Here is a 17,632-nt window from a genome sequence, read left to right as displayed (position 1 = left end):
CATATCACGCCGTTACGAGTTTCGGGCATAGTCCCAGGATTGCGCCCACTACCGGTCTAGATGCTGGCCGCCAAGCAAATGATCAGCTCGATACAGGGCTAGACCAAGCAAGGAGCAGAACATGAAAGAGCCGTCCTATGCCGACCCCGCTGATGCTGGGCTGATCCGAGTCTTCCCCGCCCCACTGTCGGAGCCCGTGCACCAAGCGATCCACACGTTGACAGGCAAGCCAACTCCGGACAAACCGGACGACTACCAGCAGCCCAAAATGAAGTGGTGCGAGAGCAACTGCCTACTTGTGATGTGGGCCTTGGCCAAGAAGGGCATCCTCGCGCGAATCGCCTACGGCGTTGCGATGCCGCCAGCGGACTGGTACACGCCGCCCTCCAAGCAGTGGCTCACCCATGCGTGGCTGATCGTCGGGGAAGAAAGGTACGACCCTACCTACGAACTCGCATGGAAGCGCGATGTGTCAAAGGTGACGTACTTCGAGCATTTCTCGGTGGCGTACGACGCCTTGCCTACCAATGTTCGCGATCAACTCGACGACGGGTCGCGCTCAAACTTCGAGCTCAGCGCAGAGAATAGGAAGCTGCGGGAGCTAGGTATCGACGCCTACCTAGCTTGAGACCTCTGGCGGGGCGCTCTAACCCCATCATTGAGGACGCTGCACGGCTATAGCCGAGTTCCAACGAACCCAGTTCAATTCCTGGTGCGGAACTGGATGCCCTCAATGGCGAGCAAAGCCGTACCAACTACCGATCAGCTGATCCTGCATCTGGATTTTTCCAGAATTTTTCGAGCGTGGGGGCCCGCCGAGCAAGGCCGAAAAGGGACGACCGTCCCAAATCTGGACCCGGGGGGGTCTTACGAGAGAGTCGCCACGATGCGCTCGTGGCAGGCCAGGAAGTCCACGCAGGACACTGCCCAGCGCCGCGTATACGCCCCGCCTTCGCACGTTTCGGTGACGGACAGGGCTCCGGCGCCCCTCAGCACCTGGACGCCGCACAGGACGCACGACGCAGCGTGCCGGTTGCGACGCAGCTCCGGCGTCCTGTCCGCGCACGCGAGGTGACGCGGCCCCGTGCCCAGCGTGTACTCGATGCGCTCGCCCTTCAGCACGGGCGCACCGCACGCGGCACAGGGCCCACCTCGCTGGGCGACGAGGACGGGCATCAGCGGCCCTTCGCCTCCATCCGCTCGCGCAGTTGCTCATGCGCACGGGCCAGCATCACGTCGAGCTGGCTCCGCGGCTGGTTCCACTCGATGGCCACCTGACGCACGCCGTGCGCCTTCTGGCCCAGCCCATGGACGCGGGACACCAGCTCGCACAGCTGCGGATCCAACTTCAGCACCTCACGGCGGAGGCGAGCGCACTCCTCCTGCACGGCATACAGCTCCTCGACGGTGGCCACCTCCAACGCCAGCGCGGCGTCGTGCAGCTGCGTGGCGGAGTTGGGCAGTGACTCCGTGGGCGAGTCACGGCTCACCAGCAGCGGCACACGCGGCGTCTTCGCCTTGCCCTTGCGCCCGCGCTGCGCGCTGTCCGACGGGTGGACGTCCGCGCTGTGCATGCGAATCTGGTCCATGATGGCGCGCCGGGCCCGCCACTCCACCCACGTGGCGAACGTCTGCCCGCCGCGCTTCTCGGGCTTGTACGTGCCCACGGCCTTCAGCGCCTCGATGAGCGCCACCTGCACGAGGTCGTCCTCCAGCAGCGAGCCACTCAGCTTCTCGAAGGTCCGCGCCTGCCGACGCAACTGGGGCTCCAGCAGGCGAAGCAGGGCATCCGTCAACTGCCGCGCTCGCGAGGACTCTCCCGCCGCGTGTCGTCCGTGAATCTCGCTCACCAGCTCATCCGGGCTCGGCCGCGCCGCACCACCACGTGAAACACGGGCCTCACCCTTCGCTGCACAACGTGTCATCGCTCCCCGTTCCTTCCGTGTTTTGAGAAAACCGCTGCACCCCATGCGACAATGTGGGCAACACCAAGCAATGCGCCTGCCATGTCACCCACGGAGGACGGCGCTCCGCCGAGAGTGAAACACCCGCCCTCGTGTGACAGGGCGCGGCAGCCGGCATGCCGCCCGGCCGTGTCCCGTTCGACCCGCATGGTTGCCTCCATCCGCCAGGACCTGGGGAGTAACATCCCCTTCTGACATGGGGTGGCGCCCCAGCACGCGGGACGTCCCCATTCACTCCAGCAAATGGGGGCGGCCTTTCGTCGTGGCGGCTGAAACACGCGGCGATTGAGGCTGGCGCGCGGTGCACACCCCTGGAACGACGTCCTAAACCCTTACGCGCGATCATGTAGGACTTCGCTACACGCGCGTGTGTGTATTCCTTCCCTATTCCTACCTCATCTTTCTAAAGGGTTTAGGAAATGGAGTGGTGGTGGTGGCGCCATGTGACTGCGGCAGCGCCTCGTCTCTCTCGCGTCACGGCTGGCACACCCCTCACGGTGCCGCGCGTGGACTCCGCGAGATGGCCAGCTACGAAAACCCACCCCCATTGAATCAGCGTGAGAACTCCCGCCGACGTCACAGCCTCACCCGTCACACCCAGCTTCCGTCGCGAGGCGTCCACATGCTGATCGCCTACTTCGACGACGTCACCGACGCGAAGCCCAAGCACCAGGACGTCACCTGGGAGGAGCTGAAGCAGCTACTCACCACGCACACCGTGTCGCCCTGCGCCCCCTGCGTAGGCCACGGGTGCCAGGCGAAGCGGAAGCAGCGCTGCTGGTCGCCCGTGGACATCGGCACTCGTCGTCTGGACACCGATGTGCGAGCTGTCACAGCCCTCGTCTTCGACGTGGACGCGGTACAGGACGCGCAGTTGGAGGAGGCGGCGAAGCGACTGGAGGGCTACGCAACCATCGCCCACACCACGCACGGGCACCGGCCGGGCCACACCAGCCTGCGCATCGTCCTTCCGGTGAGCCGGCCAATCCTCAGCGCCGAGTGGCCAACGGTGCGAGAGGAAGCGGAGCGGCTGCTGGCCATGCCGGCGGACCCCACCACGCGCAACCTCTCGCGCCTCTACCTGCTGCCCAATCACTCGGGAGAATTCGAGGCCGGTGCCGACGTCACCGAGGGCAAGCCCGTGGACGTGGACGCGCTACTCGCCGCGGCACGAACCAGGACCAGGCCAACCACGCTGGTGCAGCCCGTGGCACAGGTACAGGGGAGCCCAGCGGACCTCTTCGACCTGCGCGCCCTCCTCCGCCGCGTCCGCAAGCCCGAGCACCGAGAGCTCATCCGCCGCACCCTCGCGGGTGAGCCACTGGCCGCGCGCGGCTTGCAGGACACCACTCTCAACGCGCTGATGAGTTGCTGCGCCTTCGTCCTGCCCCGGGAGACGCCCGAGGAGGCCATCCTGGAGCTGTTCCGGGACAGCTTCGCCGCCACCGACTGGGGCGAGGGCAAGGAGCACCTGCACGAGCAGGCCCGCCTCAAGCTACGCCGACACCGCGCGCGCCGCGTGGACGTGAACGTGAAGCGAGTCGCGGAGAACGAGGCCATCTGGCGCGCGCTCGGCACGCGGCCTCCCGTAGCCAAGGGCCCCGCGCTCCCGCTGGAGGAAGGAGAGGAAGACCCGGAGGCATGGGGCCGGAACCTCGTCGTAGACGTCAGCAGCAAGGGGGAGAGCCGCATCCGCAACTGCGAGGCGAACATCTTCACCGTGTTGCTGTCCTCCCCGGAGTGGCGCGGCGTGTTGCGATTCAACGAGGTGAACAAGCGCCTGGAGTTCGAGGGTGGTCCGTTGCCGCCCGGCATCGACCCGGAGACACTGGACGTCGAGATCACCAACTGGATTCAGCAGAGCGAGTACGGGCGACTCGGGCTTCAGCCGAAAGCGTCCGTCGTCGCGCCGCAGATTCTCGCAGTGGCGAAGCGCAACCGTTACGACCCGGTCGCCGACTACCTCAACGCCCTGGAGTGGGACGGGACGCCGCGGCTCAACGGCTTGCTGGCGAGCTACTTCGGCGCCCAAGGCGACGAAGCGCACCTGAGCACCATCGGCGCAAAGTTCGCCATTAGCGCCGTGGCGCGGGCGCTCAAGCCGGGCTGCAAGGTGGACACCGTCCTCATCCTCGAAGGACCCCAGGGCCTGCGGAAGTCCACGGCGTTCCGAGAGCTGGCCGCGCCATGGTTCAGCGATGCGCCCATCGACGTCCACAACAAGGACTCGGCCATGCTGGCGTCCCAGTTCTGGTTCATCGAGCTGGCGGAACTCTCCACGCTGCGACGCGCGGAGAACCAGGCCCTCAAGGGCTTCATCAGCCGCACTGAAGACACGTACCGGCCACCCTACGGTCGCGCCAATGTGAAGACGGCGCGGCGCTGCATCTTCGTGGGGACGACGAACGACGACGCCTACCTGCGGGACCCCACAGGACACCGCCGCTTCTGGCCGGTGCGCTGCACTCACATCAACATCGAGGGCGTGCGGCAGGACCGAGACCGGCTATGGGCAGAGGCCGTGCTGCGCTTCAAGCAAGGCGAGCCCTGGTGGCTCTCCGACGAGGAGGCGCGCCGAGCTGAGGCCCAGGCGGCGCTTCGTGCCGAGGGCGCCGGTGACGGACGCGAGGAGGCCATTGTCCAGTGGCTCCTTCTCATGCCGAAGGAGCGGCGCCCCACTGAAGTGTCCATCCTCCAGGTGGCAACCGACGCGCTCGGCATGCCCACCGCGCACGTCGATCATCGCATCTCGACTGAGATTGGCACCTGCCTCGTCGCGCTCGGATTCGAGAAGCACCAGCGCCGCGTAGACGGGCACCGGCCACGCATGTACCGCACGCCAGAAGATCTAATTGAGGCTCCTCAGGAGAAGCAAAAGGCGTACAATCCCGCACCGACACACATCCCTAGCGACTAGAATACGCTACCCCAATCACCACAGAACAACAGGGCACGACAAAAAATGGAAACAAAAGACTTCCTACCACTAGTCGGCGTCTCGATTGGCTGGCTACTCAATGAAGCCAGCGCCTTCAGCAAGCGTTCAATCGAGAAGCAGCGAACCCTCGGACGCGCAGTCTCCGCCATCTACTTCCTGTGCCTAGAGATGATTCAAATAAAGATGAATCACGAAAGCATCAAAAGCCAAATTGCCGACATAAAGGAATGGGAGACCTACAGAAAGCACTCGTTCGACACGCACGCAAACAATAGTCCAGAATTCGCAAAACAATTACAGTCAACAATAGAATCAATTTCAGACTACTACCCCGTCGAAGGCTACCAGATAAAGGATATTCTCACAAAATACACGTTCATCAAGAACAAGTCGCTTGCTGACTTTGTGGGTCACCCGGACATCTACATTGCCCTTCTTTCGGCCTACGAAACAGGCTTTCTCGCACACCAAACCCGGCTCGAACGCATTCTGTTATCTCTCGCTCTCCGACACAGCCCGATTACTTGGTTTAAAATTCGACGTCACTTCATGAAGATGAAGAAGTCCCAACCCGCCGAGGACATCGTCTTCCTTGAGCAAGTCAAGGAACTGGCAAATGCTCGTCAATCAAAATCCCAATCGAAATAACGTGGCGCCCGCGCGCCATACAACCAAAGCGGAAATCGCGCCTCAGATAGTAGCGCTGCGAACCGCATCCAGCCAGCGTGCACCAGTCCATACGACCACAAGCAGGCACGCGATAGGAAATCTATTCCTCCTCGCAATTCTCAAAAACAAGCTCAACCACCATATTGATAGGATTCGGACCCGAACTACCTTGAAACCGAATCGGCCGCCCAACGTTCGACTGAATCAGCTCCTTAATTCTCTGTTGGTCAGCATTTGACAGGTGTGGGGCACACGGAAACCGCATCCTGTGCCGAGAACCAGAAGACGAATCCAGATGGCCGGAAATTCCATCGTTTGAGATTAAAGCACCACCTGCCATGGACCACGTGCGCATTCGGGGTTGGCGAAGTTCTTCAATGACTGCAACAAGGGCTTCACCAAGCTCCCGAACGTCTCCGCGACCATCTCTCGCGGCTTGAGCTAGCTTCAACAACTCACTGAGTCGACTCTCATCCATCTTGTTCTCCATCATCCTTCTGCGAGTCCTCATCTCAATCGACGTGCAGGCTACTACATGACACGGTTCAAGGACGAGCCGTCAATATCCTCGCGTGCGCACTGGTCGCCAGCATAAGGCCTCGTCCTGCCAGCAAAGGGTGCGCCACATCGGCGTGGCAGGCTGTGTGCCGAGGCTTGCCCCCATTTTGAGGGAGTGAGTTTACCCGTCGAGAGCGGCATCCTCCGCAGCTTGTCCGTCTCCCAGTTGCGGAGGTTCGCTCTCTGCGAGCGCGCGTGGTTCTTCGCCAAGGTCCTCCGGTTGCCTGAGCGGCCCCTCAAGGCCCGGGACCTTGGCACCGCAGTCCATGCCCAGTTGGAGTACTACCTGCGCACGGGCCAGGACGTGCTCGGCCCCTTCGCAGCGGCCGGCAAGCTCTTCCTCCCTGCGCCAGGACCCGACCTCCTGGTGGAGGAGCACTTTGGCCAGCCCTCGCCGCTCTTCGCGGATGGCGTCCCGCTCGCTGGCTACATCGACCTCGTCAACCCGCGACGCCTCGCCGAGGGCGTGCTGCGCGTCACGGACCACAAGACGACGAAGTCCATCGCCAGCTATGCCGCCACGCCCGAGCAGCTCGCCTCCGCCGAGCATGACGCCGGCATCCAGATGGTGGGCTACGGCTACTGGGCCGTCCTCGCCGCCGAGCGCTTCCCGGGGCTGAAGACGCTGGAGCTGGAGCACCTCTACTTCCAGACGCACGGCGCGCGGCTCGCCCGCTCCGTCGTCGCTACCGTCAGCGTCGAGCGCGTCCGCGACGAGTGGCACACGCACGTCGAGCCAATAGCGCGCCGCATGCGCGACGTCGCGCGCGCCGCGTCCCCCAGCCAGGTCAAACCCACCTGGAGCGCCTGCCAGAAGTACGGCGGGTGCTCCTTCCAGGCGCAGTGCCTCAACTCGCAGTCGCAAGGAAGCAAGCCCATGGCCCTGATGGATCGCATCCTGAAGCCCCAGACTCCGCCCACGACGCACACCGCGTCCGCGCCTGCGGAGGCCCCCACGACGCCGCCCGCGCCTGCCCAGGCCGCCCCTGCGCTGGAGCTGGCCGCGGTGCTTCCTCCCGACGCGCCTAAGAGCGATCCGGTGCTCGCGTCCATCCCGGCGCCCGAACAGCCAGCCCAGGCCGCTAGCGACGAAGCCCCACGCCGCAAGCGGCGGACGAAGGCGGAGATGGAGGCCGCCCGCTCCGCCGAGGCGAGCCTTTCCCTTTTCGTGGACTGCGTGCCCAACTGCCCCGCCGAGCCGCTGGCCGGCTACGTGGGCCGCATGGTGGCGAAGATTGAGCACGAGTGCGGCGTCGTGGACATCCGCGTTGCTCCCAACGACTCGCCCCTGGCCTACGGGAAGTGGAAGGGCGTGCTGGCCGCCACCATCCGCGCCGAGCCACCCGAGCCCGGCACCTACGCCGCCCTGGGCGTGGTGGGCAGCGAGCTGATGCAGGTGGCCGTGGAGGCCCTGGAGCCACTGTGTGGCACGGGGCACTTCATCCGGGGCGTCCGGTAGCGAGGGCCGCCCGTGAAGCTCCTCCAGCGCCTTGGCGTTTCCCTGCCGCCGTCACCGCCACCGGGCGACGTGCCCGCCGCAGCCGAGAACTACTCGCGCACGGGCCGCTCACCCGTGGGCTGGTCCTCGGACCTCTCACGCATCCTCGCCCTGCCCCGCCGTGACCTGGCGGCGTCCTACACGGCGGCCGACATCGAGGCGCTGGAGGCCCAACTGCGCGCCCCACCGAGCCCGTGTGGCTGCGCGGCCATGTCCCCTGCCCGCCCTTGCCCCACGCAGCTGCGACGCGTCCAGTCCCTGGCGCTGCTGGAAGCGTCTCGCGTGGGCGGGTTGCTGGGTCCTATCGGCACAGGCCACGGCAAGGAGCTGACGACGTTCCTCATGCCCATGGTGATGCCGGCATGCCGCGTGGCGGTCCTCTTCATCCCGGCCAACCTGCTGCCGCAGTTCACCGCGGAGTGGGACTACTACGGCGCGCATTGGAGCCTGCCGAACCTCGCGGGCGGGCGCTGGTTCCGTCCCGGCCTGCCGGTGCTGCACGTCATCTCCTACAACAAGCTCTCCAGCCAGGAAGCCACGGACCTGTTGGAGCGCATCCGCCCGGACCTCGTCATCCTCAACGAGGCGCACAACCTGAAGGACCCGAAGGCCTCGCGCACCGGCCGCTTCCTTCGCTACTTCGAGAAGCGTCCGGAGACGCGGCTCGTGGCGCTGTCCGGCACGTTCGCGTCCAAGAGCATCAAGGATTACGCGCATCTGTCGCGGCTGGCGCTGCGCGATGGCTCGCCCTTGCCGCTGGCGCACCACGTCGTGGAGGAATGGGGCACGGCCCTGGACCCGGGCAAGGTGATTGCCCCACCTGGCGCGCTGGAGCGGTTGTGCAAGGCTGCGGAGCACGTCCGCGAGGGCTTCCGGCGCCGCCGCAACGACACGCGCGGCGTCGTCGCCACGGACGAGAGCGCCCTCGACAAGCCGCTCATCATCCGCCCGCGCTACCCGGAGCCAATGCCCGCAGAGCTGCTGGCCCTCATCGAGCTGGCTCACGGTGGCGAGCGTCCGGACGGGGAGCAGTTCCAGGAGCAGCTCCAAGCCATCGCCTGCGCGCGGCAGCTCTCGGCCGGCTTCTACCACCGCTGGCGCTACCCTCGGGGCGAGCCGTCGGAGCTGATCGAGGAGTGGTTCGCCAAGCGGAAGGCCTGGAACAAGGAGGTGTGGGAGGAGCTGAAGGGCGAGCGCCGCGAGCACTTGGACTCACCGGGGCTGCTCACCAAGGCCGCCATCCGCGCGCAAATGTCCCCGCCCTATGAGGGCGACAAGCCGGTGTGGCATGCCTCGACGTGGCTGGACTGGGCGGAGATTCACGACGCGGTGCAGCCCGAGCCCCAGGCCGTGTGGGTGTCGGACTTCCTCGTGCAAGACGCGGCGAAGTGGGCACGGACCCAGGTCGGAATCGTCTGGGTGGAGTTCCCGGAGCTGGGGGAGCGCATCGCCCGCGCCGCTGGCGTGCCCTTCTACGGCGGGAGGCGCGCTGCGTCCGAGGCCATCCTCCAGGAAAGTGGGCGGCGCTCAGTCGTCGCGAGCATCAAGGCGCACGCGACGGGGAAGAACCTTCAGCAGTTCTGCCGCAACCTCGTGGTGACGCCGCCTTCGGACGGCGCCCTATGGGAGCAGCTCCTCGCGCGGACGCACCGCCCAGGACAGCAGGCGGCATGCGTCGGGGTGGATGTGTGCCTCCACACCCAAGACTACGCCCAGGCATTCGCTACGGCGCGAGAGCGAGCGCTCTTCATTCGGCAGACGGATGGGCAAAAGCAGAAACTTTTACTCACCTCAACGCGCCACCAAACATGATCACATCATTTCTTCTTACCCTGCCCTTTTGTTAGCACACTCGACTTCGTAGTGACCTTGCCCAATTTAATCGCCTGGCCATCAATCGCCTGGTCATCAATCGTCTGGTCATCAATCGTCATCCAGTTACCCAGAGAAAGCTTGCTTACAGAAGCAACGTCTCCAAGCCAAGAATCATTAACCGAAAAGATACCCTCCAATAAATCGGATCCAGGATACATCGCCTTCAACCGCCTCAGCTCCTCCTGAAGTTTGGCCTTTTCGTTGGATGCAATCTTCAGCTCACTGATCGTGTTTTCCAACTTAGACGCGGCGGCCTGATGCTGGACCGAGAGCCCTACGATTTCATTCCTAAGAGTCATAACGAAAGAAGCCATCTCATCAGCCCCACCCGCCAGACGATTAAAAACTCCCAAAAAGCTTTCAACGACCGGAGAAGCCGCACCATACGGATATCGCACGAGATGATCGACCTCGCTCCATCCCTCCTCAAAAAGTGTCCTTACCTGAATCTCAGCAAGAAACTTTTCCTTCCCCGGCCTAGATTCAATCAAATAATGAACGGAACGATATCCAGCAGGCGACTTCACAATGGAACAACCTCGACCCTCAAGCTGAGCAATAAACTCAGCACTATCACCATCCCGAACCTTTGCTTCAACCTTCCCAGCAAGAGCCCACTGGCGCACAATAAATTCATGAATCGGAATCCAGTCAGCCTTAAACAAATGAAGCACCCTAATGCCGATTAAATCATTAATTCGATCCCAATAGGCTTCTTTCGTAATTACCTCTTCAGGATTATCAATCGACTTCCTGATTATCTTTTCAATGAGGTGCTCGGGGTCCTTAAGCCGCGCCTTGATCGAATGCACCCCCTCTGCCGAACCCAACTGCTCTCTTACGTAATTCAATGTCGGCTGAAGGCTCCGCATTCTACCCACATAGTCAGCATGTATCTTCATCATCTCGGCCCACTCAATTTTGCTCTTGGCGAATTTCTCCTCAGAGATGTTGAACTTCTTCAAAAACTGCTCTTTCACCAGCAACCCACCAATGCCTAGCGTCATGTCAACCCCGTCGCATCTGAAGGATTTACCTTCAGCAAAAACCCATGTCAGACCAACCGACCACATCAAACACCGTGCTAACCTCGAACGACTCTACAGAAGACGGCCAATCTCCGACTACACACATATCCAATCAATCATCAAGAGCGACTCCTGACTGAACTCCCATTCGACCAGATCGGATGAAATCCTTATCTCCCAAGCTACACGCGGCAATCACTTAAGAAAAACAGGCAAGCCAATACGCAAAGTTACCCCCATTTGAACTAGTGAGGACGTCTTCCGACATCCCCTCAATGGGAGCAGTAGGACATGAGCAACGCGGCACTTTCACGAATCGTCAGCGCCCAAGCGGCGCTTGGTGCACAGTACCTCAAGACAGGCCGCTACCGACTGGAGGTGCAGTCCATCCGCACCAAGGACGGCTTCAAGGGCCTGTCCGCCATCGCTGAGCTGAAGGTGGTGTCCGCCGAGCGGACGCAGCCCGCCAGCGAGCCCAGCCGCATCGGAATGGTGGCCTCCTACGTGGAGAACCTCTCCGACGCGAAGAAGAACGGCGGCGGGCGCTTCAAGGCCTTCGTCATGGCTCTGGCCGGCGCCGAGGAAGAGGAACTGTCCCTGGAGCAGCTCGCCAAGTTCACGGGCGAGAAGCAGACCGGGACGTTCCTCCTCATCGACTGCGAGGTCTTCCCCAAGACGCTGCCCGAGAAGGACGGCAAGCCCGGGAAGGTCATCGAGGGCTACCGCTGGAGCACCGTCAGCCCCACCGACGACGAGCTGGCGGCCATCGAAGCGAAGCGCGCCGAAGCGAAGCTGCCGGCCCTCGCCATCGCGCTGGCCTGAGCAATTCCCTCCCCCAGCACCACTGAGCACCTGGCGCGGCCCCCACCGCCACGGCTGGCCCACGACACGGGCCTCTTCGTGTTGTGCCCACCTCCCTCTTCAGCTTCGACACCGAGACGCACCTGATTCAACCCGGCCTCCTCGCCCCGCCGCTGGTATGCGCATCCATCGCGCACGCGGCTCCGGGCAGCGAGCGCCTCCTCTCCGCAACCCAGGCACGCGACTGGTTCCGGGACGCCCTCTCCTCCTCCAGTGTCCACCTGACGGGAGCCAACCTCGCCTACGACCTGGGCGTCATGTGCGCGGACAACGCGCGGCTCGTGGATGCTGTCTTCGACGCAGCTGAGGCCGGACGCCTCCACGACGTCGCCATCCGCGAGGCGCTCATCGACATCGCCCGTGGGCTCCATGGCGTGGATCCGGAGACGGGCCGCCAGTTGGGCGACGACGAGGGCGCCCGCTACCCGCTCTCCCTCCTGGTGAAGCGCCACCTGGGCCTGGACATCAGCGCCGAGAAGAAGGCTCCGGATGCATGGCGCCTACGCTACGCGGAACTTGATGGCGTGCCGCTGGAGAAGTGGCCCGACGCCGCCGTGGCGTACCCGAAGCGCGACGCTCGTTTCACCCTGGACGTCCACCTCGCCCAAGAGCGCGTCGCGGCCAGCGTCGCCAATGGCGGCAACCTCCACGCGGAAGGCAACCAGGTCCGCACCGCCCTGGCCCTGCATTTCGCTTCCATCTGGGGCCTGCGCACCCACGGAGAACGCGTCACAAAGCTGCGGCAACGCGTGGAGGCGGAGTGGAGCGCCAACCGCGCCCGCTTCCTCGCCGCGGGCATCTTCAGGCCCGACGGCACCAAGGACTCGAAGCGCCTCTCCGCGCTCGTTTCCGCCGCCTACAACGGCATGCCGCCCGTCACCTCGCCCACGGAGCGCTTCCCGGATGGGCAGGTGGCCACAGACAGGGACACGCTCATCGACTCGGGCGACCCGCTGCTGGAGGAGCTGGGCAAGGCCGGCAAGGTGGACAAGTACCGCTCCACCTACCTGGGCAAGCTGGAGGCCGGCGTCACGCGGCCCCTCAACCCGCGCTTCAACGTGCTGGTCTCCACGACGCGCGTCTCCAGCGACTACCAGCAGCTCCCCCAGCGCGGCGGCGTCCGCGAGTGCCACGAGGCCCGTCGTGGCTTCGTCTTCTGCTCCGTGGACTACGCCGGCCTGGAGCTGCGCACCATGGCCCAGCGAGCCATCTGGGACGTGGGCTGGTCTCGCATGGCTGATGCGCTGCTGGCGAAGGAAGACGTCCACACGTCCGCTGCGGCGACGTTCCTCGGAGAGAGCTACGAGGCCCTCCTGCCGCGCGTGAAGGCGAAGGAAGCGACGGCCATCTCATTCCGCGCCCTGGCCAAGGTCTTCAACTTCGGCAAGGGCGGGGGCATGGGCGCGGGCGCCATGGCCTACCACGCACGGGCGAAGGACGACGTCCGCTTCTGCCTGCTGGCGAAGGTGGCGGAGACGTGCGGCGTTGAGCGGGTGCCGGTGCGCGTCCAGGGCAAGGTGAAGATGGTCTGCGCCGCGTGCGTGGAAGTCTCCCAGCGCTACGGCGACAGGTGGCTGGACGCGTGGCCCGAGCAACGGGAGCTGTTCTCCAAGGCAAGCCGTCTCACCTACGGCGACCGGCTCGTGGAGGTGATGATTCCCGGAGCCAACATCCTCCGGGGCGGGTGCGGCTACACGCAGTGGCTCAACACGCCCTTCCAGGGCCTGGGCGCCGTGGGCGCGAAGCTGGCCACCTGGCGCGTCGCCCGGGAGATGTACACGGCCCGGCGCTCCCCTCTCTGGGGCTCGCGGCTCGTCCTCATGGTGCACGACGAGTTGGTGGCGGAGCTGCGCGCGGACTGCCCCAACCGCCTGCACGACGCTGCCGAGCGCATGGCGGAAATCATGCGGCAGGCGATGCGCGAAACGACGCCAGACCTCGCCGAGGCCATCGAGGCCGAGCCCGCCCTCTCGCGCGTGCTGTCGAAGGACGCGGCCACGATCCGAGACGCTGCAGGGCACCTTCGGGTGTAGGAGCCATCGGAGCGGGCCGCCGCGTAAATCACTCGCAGCGGCTACCCCCATTGCAGGAAGGTGAACTCCGAACGAGCACCTACCCGCGATGAGGGCGCCACGAAGCTCGTCGCCATCGACCCTGGACTGCGTCACTGCGGCGTGGCCCTCTTCAACGTCGCATCCGCATCCCTCCTTTGCGCCGGGCTGCCGAAGAACCCCGAGCCCTCCCACGGAGCGCGTTCCCTGGCCTCGTGGGCCTCCATGGCCGGTGCGGTCCATGAGTGGCTACGTCCACGCGTAGACGAAGAGCCCTTCCAACTCGTCATCGAATTGCCACGCGTCTACGGCGCCACACATCAGCGCGGCGACCAGAACGACCTCATTCAGCTTGCTGGCGTCGTCGGCACGCTCGGGGGTGCCTTGGCCCCTGTAGAGGGCCGCCGCGGCGTCTACCCGCGCGACTGGAAGGGCACCCTCGATGCGGAAGCGTTCATCGAGCGCATCAAGCAACGCCTCGACGCAGCCGAGCACCTTCGCGTTGAGCTGCCCTCCACGCAGGACCTCCACCACAACGTCTGGGATGCCATCGGCATTGGGCTCCACGCCCTCGGTCGGCTCTCGCCCCGTCGCGTCTTTCCGAGGTGAAGATGGCCGCGCCACCGACCGGTCCTGGGCTCGATGGCCCCGCCGTGACTGTAGAGCGCGCGGCGGAGCTGCTCCATTGCAGTCGCGCTCGCATCTTCGCGCTGCTGAAGGAGGGGCGCCTCGTTCGTGCTCCCCGGTTTGGCCGGGAAACAACGCTCGTCACCGCATCCGTTCTGGCAGTCCTGCGGGTGGGCAACTCGGCCCCCAAAGCCGTCCAGAGCCGCGCGCCACGTTCCAAGCGTCGCGCGGCGGCACTTCGAACCGTCCCTCTGGACGGTCACATCAGGCGACCTGACGAGACTCCGGGATGACTTTGCCAGGGTCGTCTGGATGCTCCAGCCGCAACGGGAACACGATCATCGGAGGCACCTGCACGCCTTCATAGAAGAGCTTCGTCGTCCGGGTGCTCAGGTGTCCCATGACAGCCGCCACCATCTCCAACGGCACGCCGCCCGCAGTTGGCTTCACGACTTGCCCGCACTCGGCGGACCACGTCGCGAAGCAGTGCCGTAGCTCGCCAGGGTTGATGGGCGCTACTTCCTCATCAGGCGACTCCTTGCGGAGCCGAGCTGCCGCATATCCGATGCACTCACGAACCGTGTTCCTACGAGGAGAACTCTTCCGCGCCTGGAGCCGCCGTGCGGCTGCGAATCCCTGGGCGTCCAAGCTGACGACATGCACACGACCGTTCTTGTGGCGGAAGCTGACGGTCCCCCAGATGCCGCAAGCGTCCTTCACCTCAAGTAGCTCTCCAGCACCAGAGGCAATCCGCCCAATTTCGGAATCGTGCATGCCCGTCTTCGCGCGAAGGCAAAGGACGTCCCGGACGGCCTGGCTCTTGATGGCGGCATAGAAGCGCTCCACCAGTGCCATGGGGTAGCCCTTCGTCCGCCGGCCCTTCTCCGCTACGGAGGGAGGAACCCTAAGTTCCAGCGTGGGGTCCTCGGCCGGCTTGAGCCTGTCGTCCTCGCGAAGCCACGCTGTCAGCGTCTTCAGAGCGATGATCCGACTCTTCCGCGCCGTCTCCCATTCGGTGAGGTGCCGACGCAATTCCCGAAGCTGAACCTTACGAAGATCACGTCCGCCTAGAGCATCGCCCCAGGCTGCAAGGTAGTTCCGAACGTCGCGCCGGTAGTCGCGGCTCCGCCCCTTGTCGGTGAGGTGCGCCATCAAGCCGGCCAGAACCTCCTCGTCAATCCGCACGGGCGCATCATCGGCCGCAGCTTGCCGCCGCGTGCGGTAGCCGTCCGGGTTGCGCTCCCAGAGCGCCAGTTCCGCCAGGGCTTCCCGTTCGCTCGTAGCATCCAGGGCCACCCCGAATCGGCGGCCCGCCCATTGTCGCTCAATCACCCACACTCTGCGACCCGCAACCTCTCGAACCCGGCCGCCCTGCCACTTCCCGACCCACTTCGCTCCCATTTTGCTCCTCGGTGCGTTACCGGTGCGTTACCGGTGCGTTCCAAGGGCTAGATGGGGGCGTTTCCCCTCTGATGGCCTGCGAGCTAGAACTCGCCTTCAAAACCGGTGAGGGGCTGCGAGAGCAGTCCCTGGCGAGTTCGATTCCCGTGCCCTACCGCCAATGACAATGCGCCCCAGGTCTTCCTGCGGGAATTGGCATTCGCTGTCACATGCGCGGCCCCCACGGATGACCACGGGCTTCAAGGCCGCCGGTGACAGCAGCGCCCGCATCGTCGACGTCTTGCTCGGCGAACCCTGAGAGGCCTCACCACGACCTGTCAGGTTTGGACCGCGTGAAACGCACGCAGCAAATGTTTTCAACCCTGCTTGCAAGAAGCGGAATTCCGTGAAGTAATGTTGTAACGATTTTGTGACATAGTCCGGCCTTGCTTTTCTTGAGCTGTACGCAGTCGCGTCATCGCTGTCAGGGCCCTTGAAGGCCGTCCTTGGACCCGCCGAGGACAGGGGCCCACCCCATCGCGAGCGAGCACCAGGAGAGCGGGGCCCAGGCGGCCCGGCGGCCCTGGCCTTGTCTTTTTCCCTCAGGAGCCCTTCGCAGGCCATGTCCACGCACGTCCGAACCCGCAGGGAGAGCTGGGGCACCATCTTCTATGACAACACATTGGATGAGTTCTCCGCGGAGGTGCACGAGGGCTGCACGCCCACGCCGGAGAGCCCCATCGGTGTTGGCTGGCTGGTGACAGCCCCCTGCAACCTCAAGTGCATCCACTGCTACGGCAACGTGGAGGACCTCCCGTCCGAGCGCCTCACCACCGCGCAGCAGCTCAAGGTCGCGGACGAGGTCATCCGCGCCGGGGTGATGCGACAGATCCTCTCCGGCGGGGAGCCGCTGATGCGGCGGGACACCCTCCAGGTCATCGACAAGCTCACCGACAACGGGGTGGCCACCATCCTCGGGACGAACGGGACGTTCCTGTCCAGCCAGGCCATGAAGTCCGTGCGCCGGTGCACCCGCGTGGAGATCAGCCTCGACTCGATGGATGAGCGGGTGAACAACGAGATCCGCCCCAGCCGCAACGTCAAGGGCAATACCTATCAGGAGACCCTGCGGGCCATCAGCCTCTGCCAGGACGCAGGCGTCTCACTGCGCATCCTCACGTGCCTCAACCGCTACAACCACACGGAGGTCGCCGCGCTCGCGCAGTTCCTCTACGAGCGCGGCATCCGGGACTGGGCCGTGTCCTGGACGCTCTCCGCCGGCCGGGCGCACCACATCTACGGTGAGCTCATGCCGGAGGACACGACCCAGGTCGAAGACATCGTGGAACAACTGCGGCTCAAGTACCCGGACATGCAGATCCGGCTCTCCGACCGCACCGTCAACTACAGCCGGTACTACTGCCTCATCTGGCCCAACGGCACGCTGGGCACCGAGGAGATCCTCACCGGCAAGAAGCTCTTCTTCAGCTCGCTGGTCACCGGAAGCCTGCGCGACGGTTGGAAGCCGGAGAACTACGACCTGGATGCCCATTTCCGGAAGTGGATCGCGGGCCGCGTGAAGACGGTGGAGCAGCCCCAGGAGTTGAGGTCCCGGGTGGCATGAGCCAGGGTTCCCCCCGCATGGAGCTCATCGACGTCATCGACCTCTCGGGCCGCGTCATCGGCACCGCGCCCCGGGAGCGCATCTACCGGGAGAAGCTGCCCCACCGCATCGTCCACGTGATGCTCGAGCGTGACGGCACGGTCTTCCTCCAGCGCCGCTCCCAGCACGTCACCTACCTGCCCGGGCACCTGTGCACATCCGCGGGGGGACACGTCGACGCGGGCGAAGCTCCGCTGGACGCGGCCCTGCGGGAACTCGAGGAGGAGCTGGGCGTGCCGGGCCCCCTGGAGCCCGTCGCGGAGTTCGTCTTCGACGACGGACACCACCGCCGCATCTTCCTCTACCGCTCGCGCAGCGAAGCCCCCCTGCGCTTCGCGGAGCGGGAGGTGGACGGCGGTCTGTTCCGCGAAACGGCCCGGCTGGAGTCCCTTCGCGAAGAGCCCTGTCACCCGCAGTTGTGGCCCTGCCTGGAGCGGCTCTACCCGGAAGCCCTGGGCGCCGGACGCCCCGTTTCCGGGAGCACGAAGGCGTGATAGCCAGACGCTGAGCGCACGCCTAC

At 64.7% G+C, this 17,632-nt stretch carries 14 protein-coding genes; 9 read left to right on the top strand and 5 right to left on the bottom strand.

Features of this window, described 5'->3' with window-relative positions; translation table 11 throughout:
- The first annotated feature begins 121 nt into the window (after window positions 1-121).
- A complete protein-coding gene (locus OV208_RS12410) occupies window positions 122-628 on the top strand; it encodes a hypothetical protein (RefSeq protein WP_267574045.1) in 507 nt (168 codons plus the stop codon).
- Window positions 629-867: 239 nt separating this feature from the next.
- Here OV208_RS12410 and OV208_RS12405 read toward each other — a convergent pair whose 3' ends face one another.
- A complete protein-coding gene (locus OV208_RS12405; RefSeq protein WP_267574044.1) occupies window positions 868-1,176 on the bottom strand; it encodes a hypothetical protein in 309 nt (102 codons plus the stop codon).
- A complete protein-coding gene (locus tag OV208_RS12400; RefSeq protein WP_267574043.1) occupies window positions 1,176-1,850 on the bottom strand; it encodes a sigma-70 family RNA polymerase sigma factor in 675 nt (224 codons plus the stop codon). The genes OV208_RS12405 and OV208_RS12400 overlap by 1 nt, the downstream gene beginning before the upstream one ends.
- A 736-nt stretch (window positions 1,851-2,586) precedes the next feature.
- Between OV208_RS12400 and OV208_RS12395 the strand changes: the two genes are divergently transcribed.
- The 4 genes from OV208_RS12395 (at window position 2,587) to OV208_RS12380 (ending at window position 9,439) form a co-directional block, all read left to right on the top strand.
- Window positions 2,587-4,881, top strand: a complete 2,295-nt coding sequence (locus OV208_RS12395) for a virulence-associated E family protein (protein ID WP_267574042.1) — start codon at window positions 2,587-2,589, stop codon at window positions 4,879-4,881.
- Window positions 4,882-4,926: 45 nt separating this feature from the next.
- Window positions 4,927-5,550, top strand: coding sequence for a hypothetical protein (locus tag OV208_RS12390; protein WP_267574041.1), 624 nt, complete (start codon window positions 4,927-4,929; stop codon window positions 5,548-5,550).
- A gap of 694 nt (window positions 5,551-6,244) precedes the next feature.
- Window positions 6,245-7,588, top strand: a complete 1,344-nt coding sequence (locus tag OV208_RS12385; RefSeq protein ID WP_267574040.1) for a RecB family exonuclease — start codon at window positions 6,245-6,247, stop codon at window positions 7,586-7,588.
- Between the two features lie 12 nt (window positions 7,589-7,600).
- Window positions 7,601-9,439, top strand: coding sequence for a helicase (locus OV208_RS12380; RefSeq protein WP_267574039.1), 1,839 nt, complete (start codon window positions 7,601-7,603; stop codon window positions 9,437-9,439).
- A 5-nt stretch (window positions 9,440-9,444) separates the two neighbouring features.
- Here the strand turns inward: OV208_RS12380 and OV208_RS12375 are convergent, their stop codons facing one another.
- On the bottom strand, window positions 9,445-10,509 hold the full coding sequence (locus OV208_RS12375) for a RelA/SpoT domain-containing protein (RefSeq protein WP_267574038.1): 1,065 nt from the start codon (window positions 10,507-10,509) through the stop codon (window positions 9,445-9,447).
- Between the two features lie 312 nt (window positions 10,510-10,821).
- Between OV208_RS12375 and OV208_RS12370 the strand changes: the two genes are divergently transcribed.
- Complete coding sequence (locus tag OV208_RS12370) at window positions 10,822-11,352, top strand: hypothetical protein (RefSeq protein ID WP_267574037.1); 531 nt, start codon at window positions 10,822-10,824, stop codon at window positions 11,350-11,352.
- A gap of 83 nt (window positions 11,353-11,435) precedes the next feature.
- A complete protein-coding gene (locus OV208_RS12365; protein WP_267574036.1) occupies window positions 11,436-13,424 on the top strand; it encodes a DNA polymerase in 1,989 nt (662 codons plus the stop codon).
- Window positions 13,425-13,691: 267 nt separating this feature from the next.
- Here the strand turns inward: OV208_RS12365 and OV208_RS12360 are convergent, their stop codons facing one another.
- Both OV208_RS12360 and OV208_RS12355 read right to left on the bottom strand, forming a co-directional pair.
- Window positions 13,692-14,009: a hypothetical protein gene (locus OV208_RS12360; RefSeq protein ID WP_267574035.1), complete on the bottom strand. Its 318-nt coding sequence runs from the start codon at window positions 14,007-14,009 to the stop codon at window positions 13,692-13,694.
- 324 nt (window positions 14,010-14,333) lie between these two features.
- Entirely contained in the window at window positions 14,334-15,401 is a 1,068-nt protein-coding gene (locus tag OV208_RS12355; RefSeq protein WP_267574034.1) for a site-specific integrase, read from the bottom strand.
- Window positions 15,402-16,071: 670 nt separating this feature from the next.
- Between OV208_RS12355 and OV208_RS12350 the strand changes: the two genes are divergently transcribed.
- Window positions 16,072-17,073 carry a radical SAM protein gene (locus tag OV208_RS12350; RefSeq protein ID WP_267574033.1) on the top strand — a complete coding sequence of 334 codons (1,002 nt, stop codon included), beginning with the start codon at window positions 16,072-16,074 and terminating at the stop codon, window positions 17,071-17,073.
- The gene (locus OV208_RS12345) at window positions 17,070-17,606 is read left to right on the top strand and encodes an NUDIX hydrolase (RefSeq protein WP_267574032.1); all 537 of its coding nucleotides are present in this window, start codon (window positions 17,070-17,072) and stop codon (window positions 17,604-17,606) included. The genes OV208_RS12350 and OV208_RS12345 overlap by 4 nt, the downstream gene beginning before the upstream one ends.
- Window positions 17,607-17,632: the final 26 nt, after the last annotated feature.

This window comes from Corallococcus sp. bb12-1 (genome assembly GCF_026626765.1).
Taxonomy (GTDB): domain Bacteria; phylum Myxococcota; class Myxococcia; order Myxococcales; family Myxococcaceae; genus Corallococcus; species Corallococcus terminator.
Note: the sequence above shows the minus strand (reverse complement) of the source record. Positions and strands in the feature narration are given on the sequence as shown.

Coding starts and splice junctions, on each gene's coding strand:
- OV208_RS12410 (WP_267574045.1), top strand. CDS start 122: ATGAAAGAGCCGTCCTATGCCGACCCCGCTGATGCTGGGCTGATCCGA.
- OV208_RS12405 (WP_267574044.1), bottom strand. CDS start 1,176: ATGCCCGTCCTCGTCGCCCAGCGAGGTGGGCCCTGTGCCGCGTGCGGT.
- OV208_RS12395 (WP_267574042.1), top strand. CDS start 2,587: ATGCTGATCGCCTACTTCGACGACGTCACCGACGCGAAGCCCAAGCAC.
- OV208_RS12390 (WP_267574041.1), top strand. CDS start 4,927: ATGGAAACAAAAGACTTCCTACCACTAGTCGGCGTCTCGATTGGCTGG.
- OV208_RS12375 (WP_267574038.1), bottom strand. CDS start 10,509: ATGACGCTAGGCATTGGTGGGTTGCTGGTGAAAGAGCAGTTTTTGAAG.
- OV208_RS12370 (WP_267574037.1), top strand. CDS start 10,822: ATGAGCAACGCGGCACTTTCACGAATCGTCAGCGCCCAAGCGGCGCTT.
- OV208_RS12350 (WP_267574033.1), top strand. CDS start 16,072: ATGTCCACGCACGTCCGAACCCGCAGGGAGAGCTGGGGCACCATCTTC.
- OV208_RS12345 (WP_267574032.1), top strand. CDS start 17,070: ATGAGCCAGGGTTCCCCCCGCATGGAGCTCATCGACGTCATCGACCTC.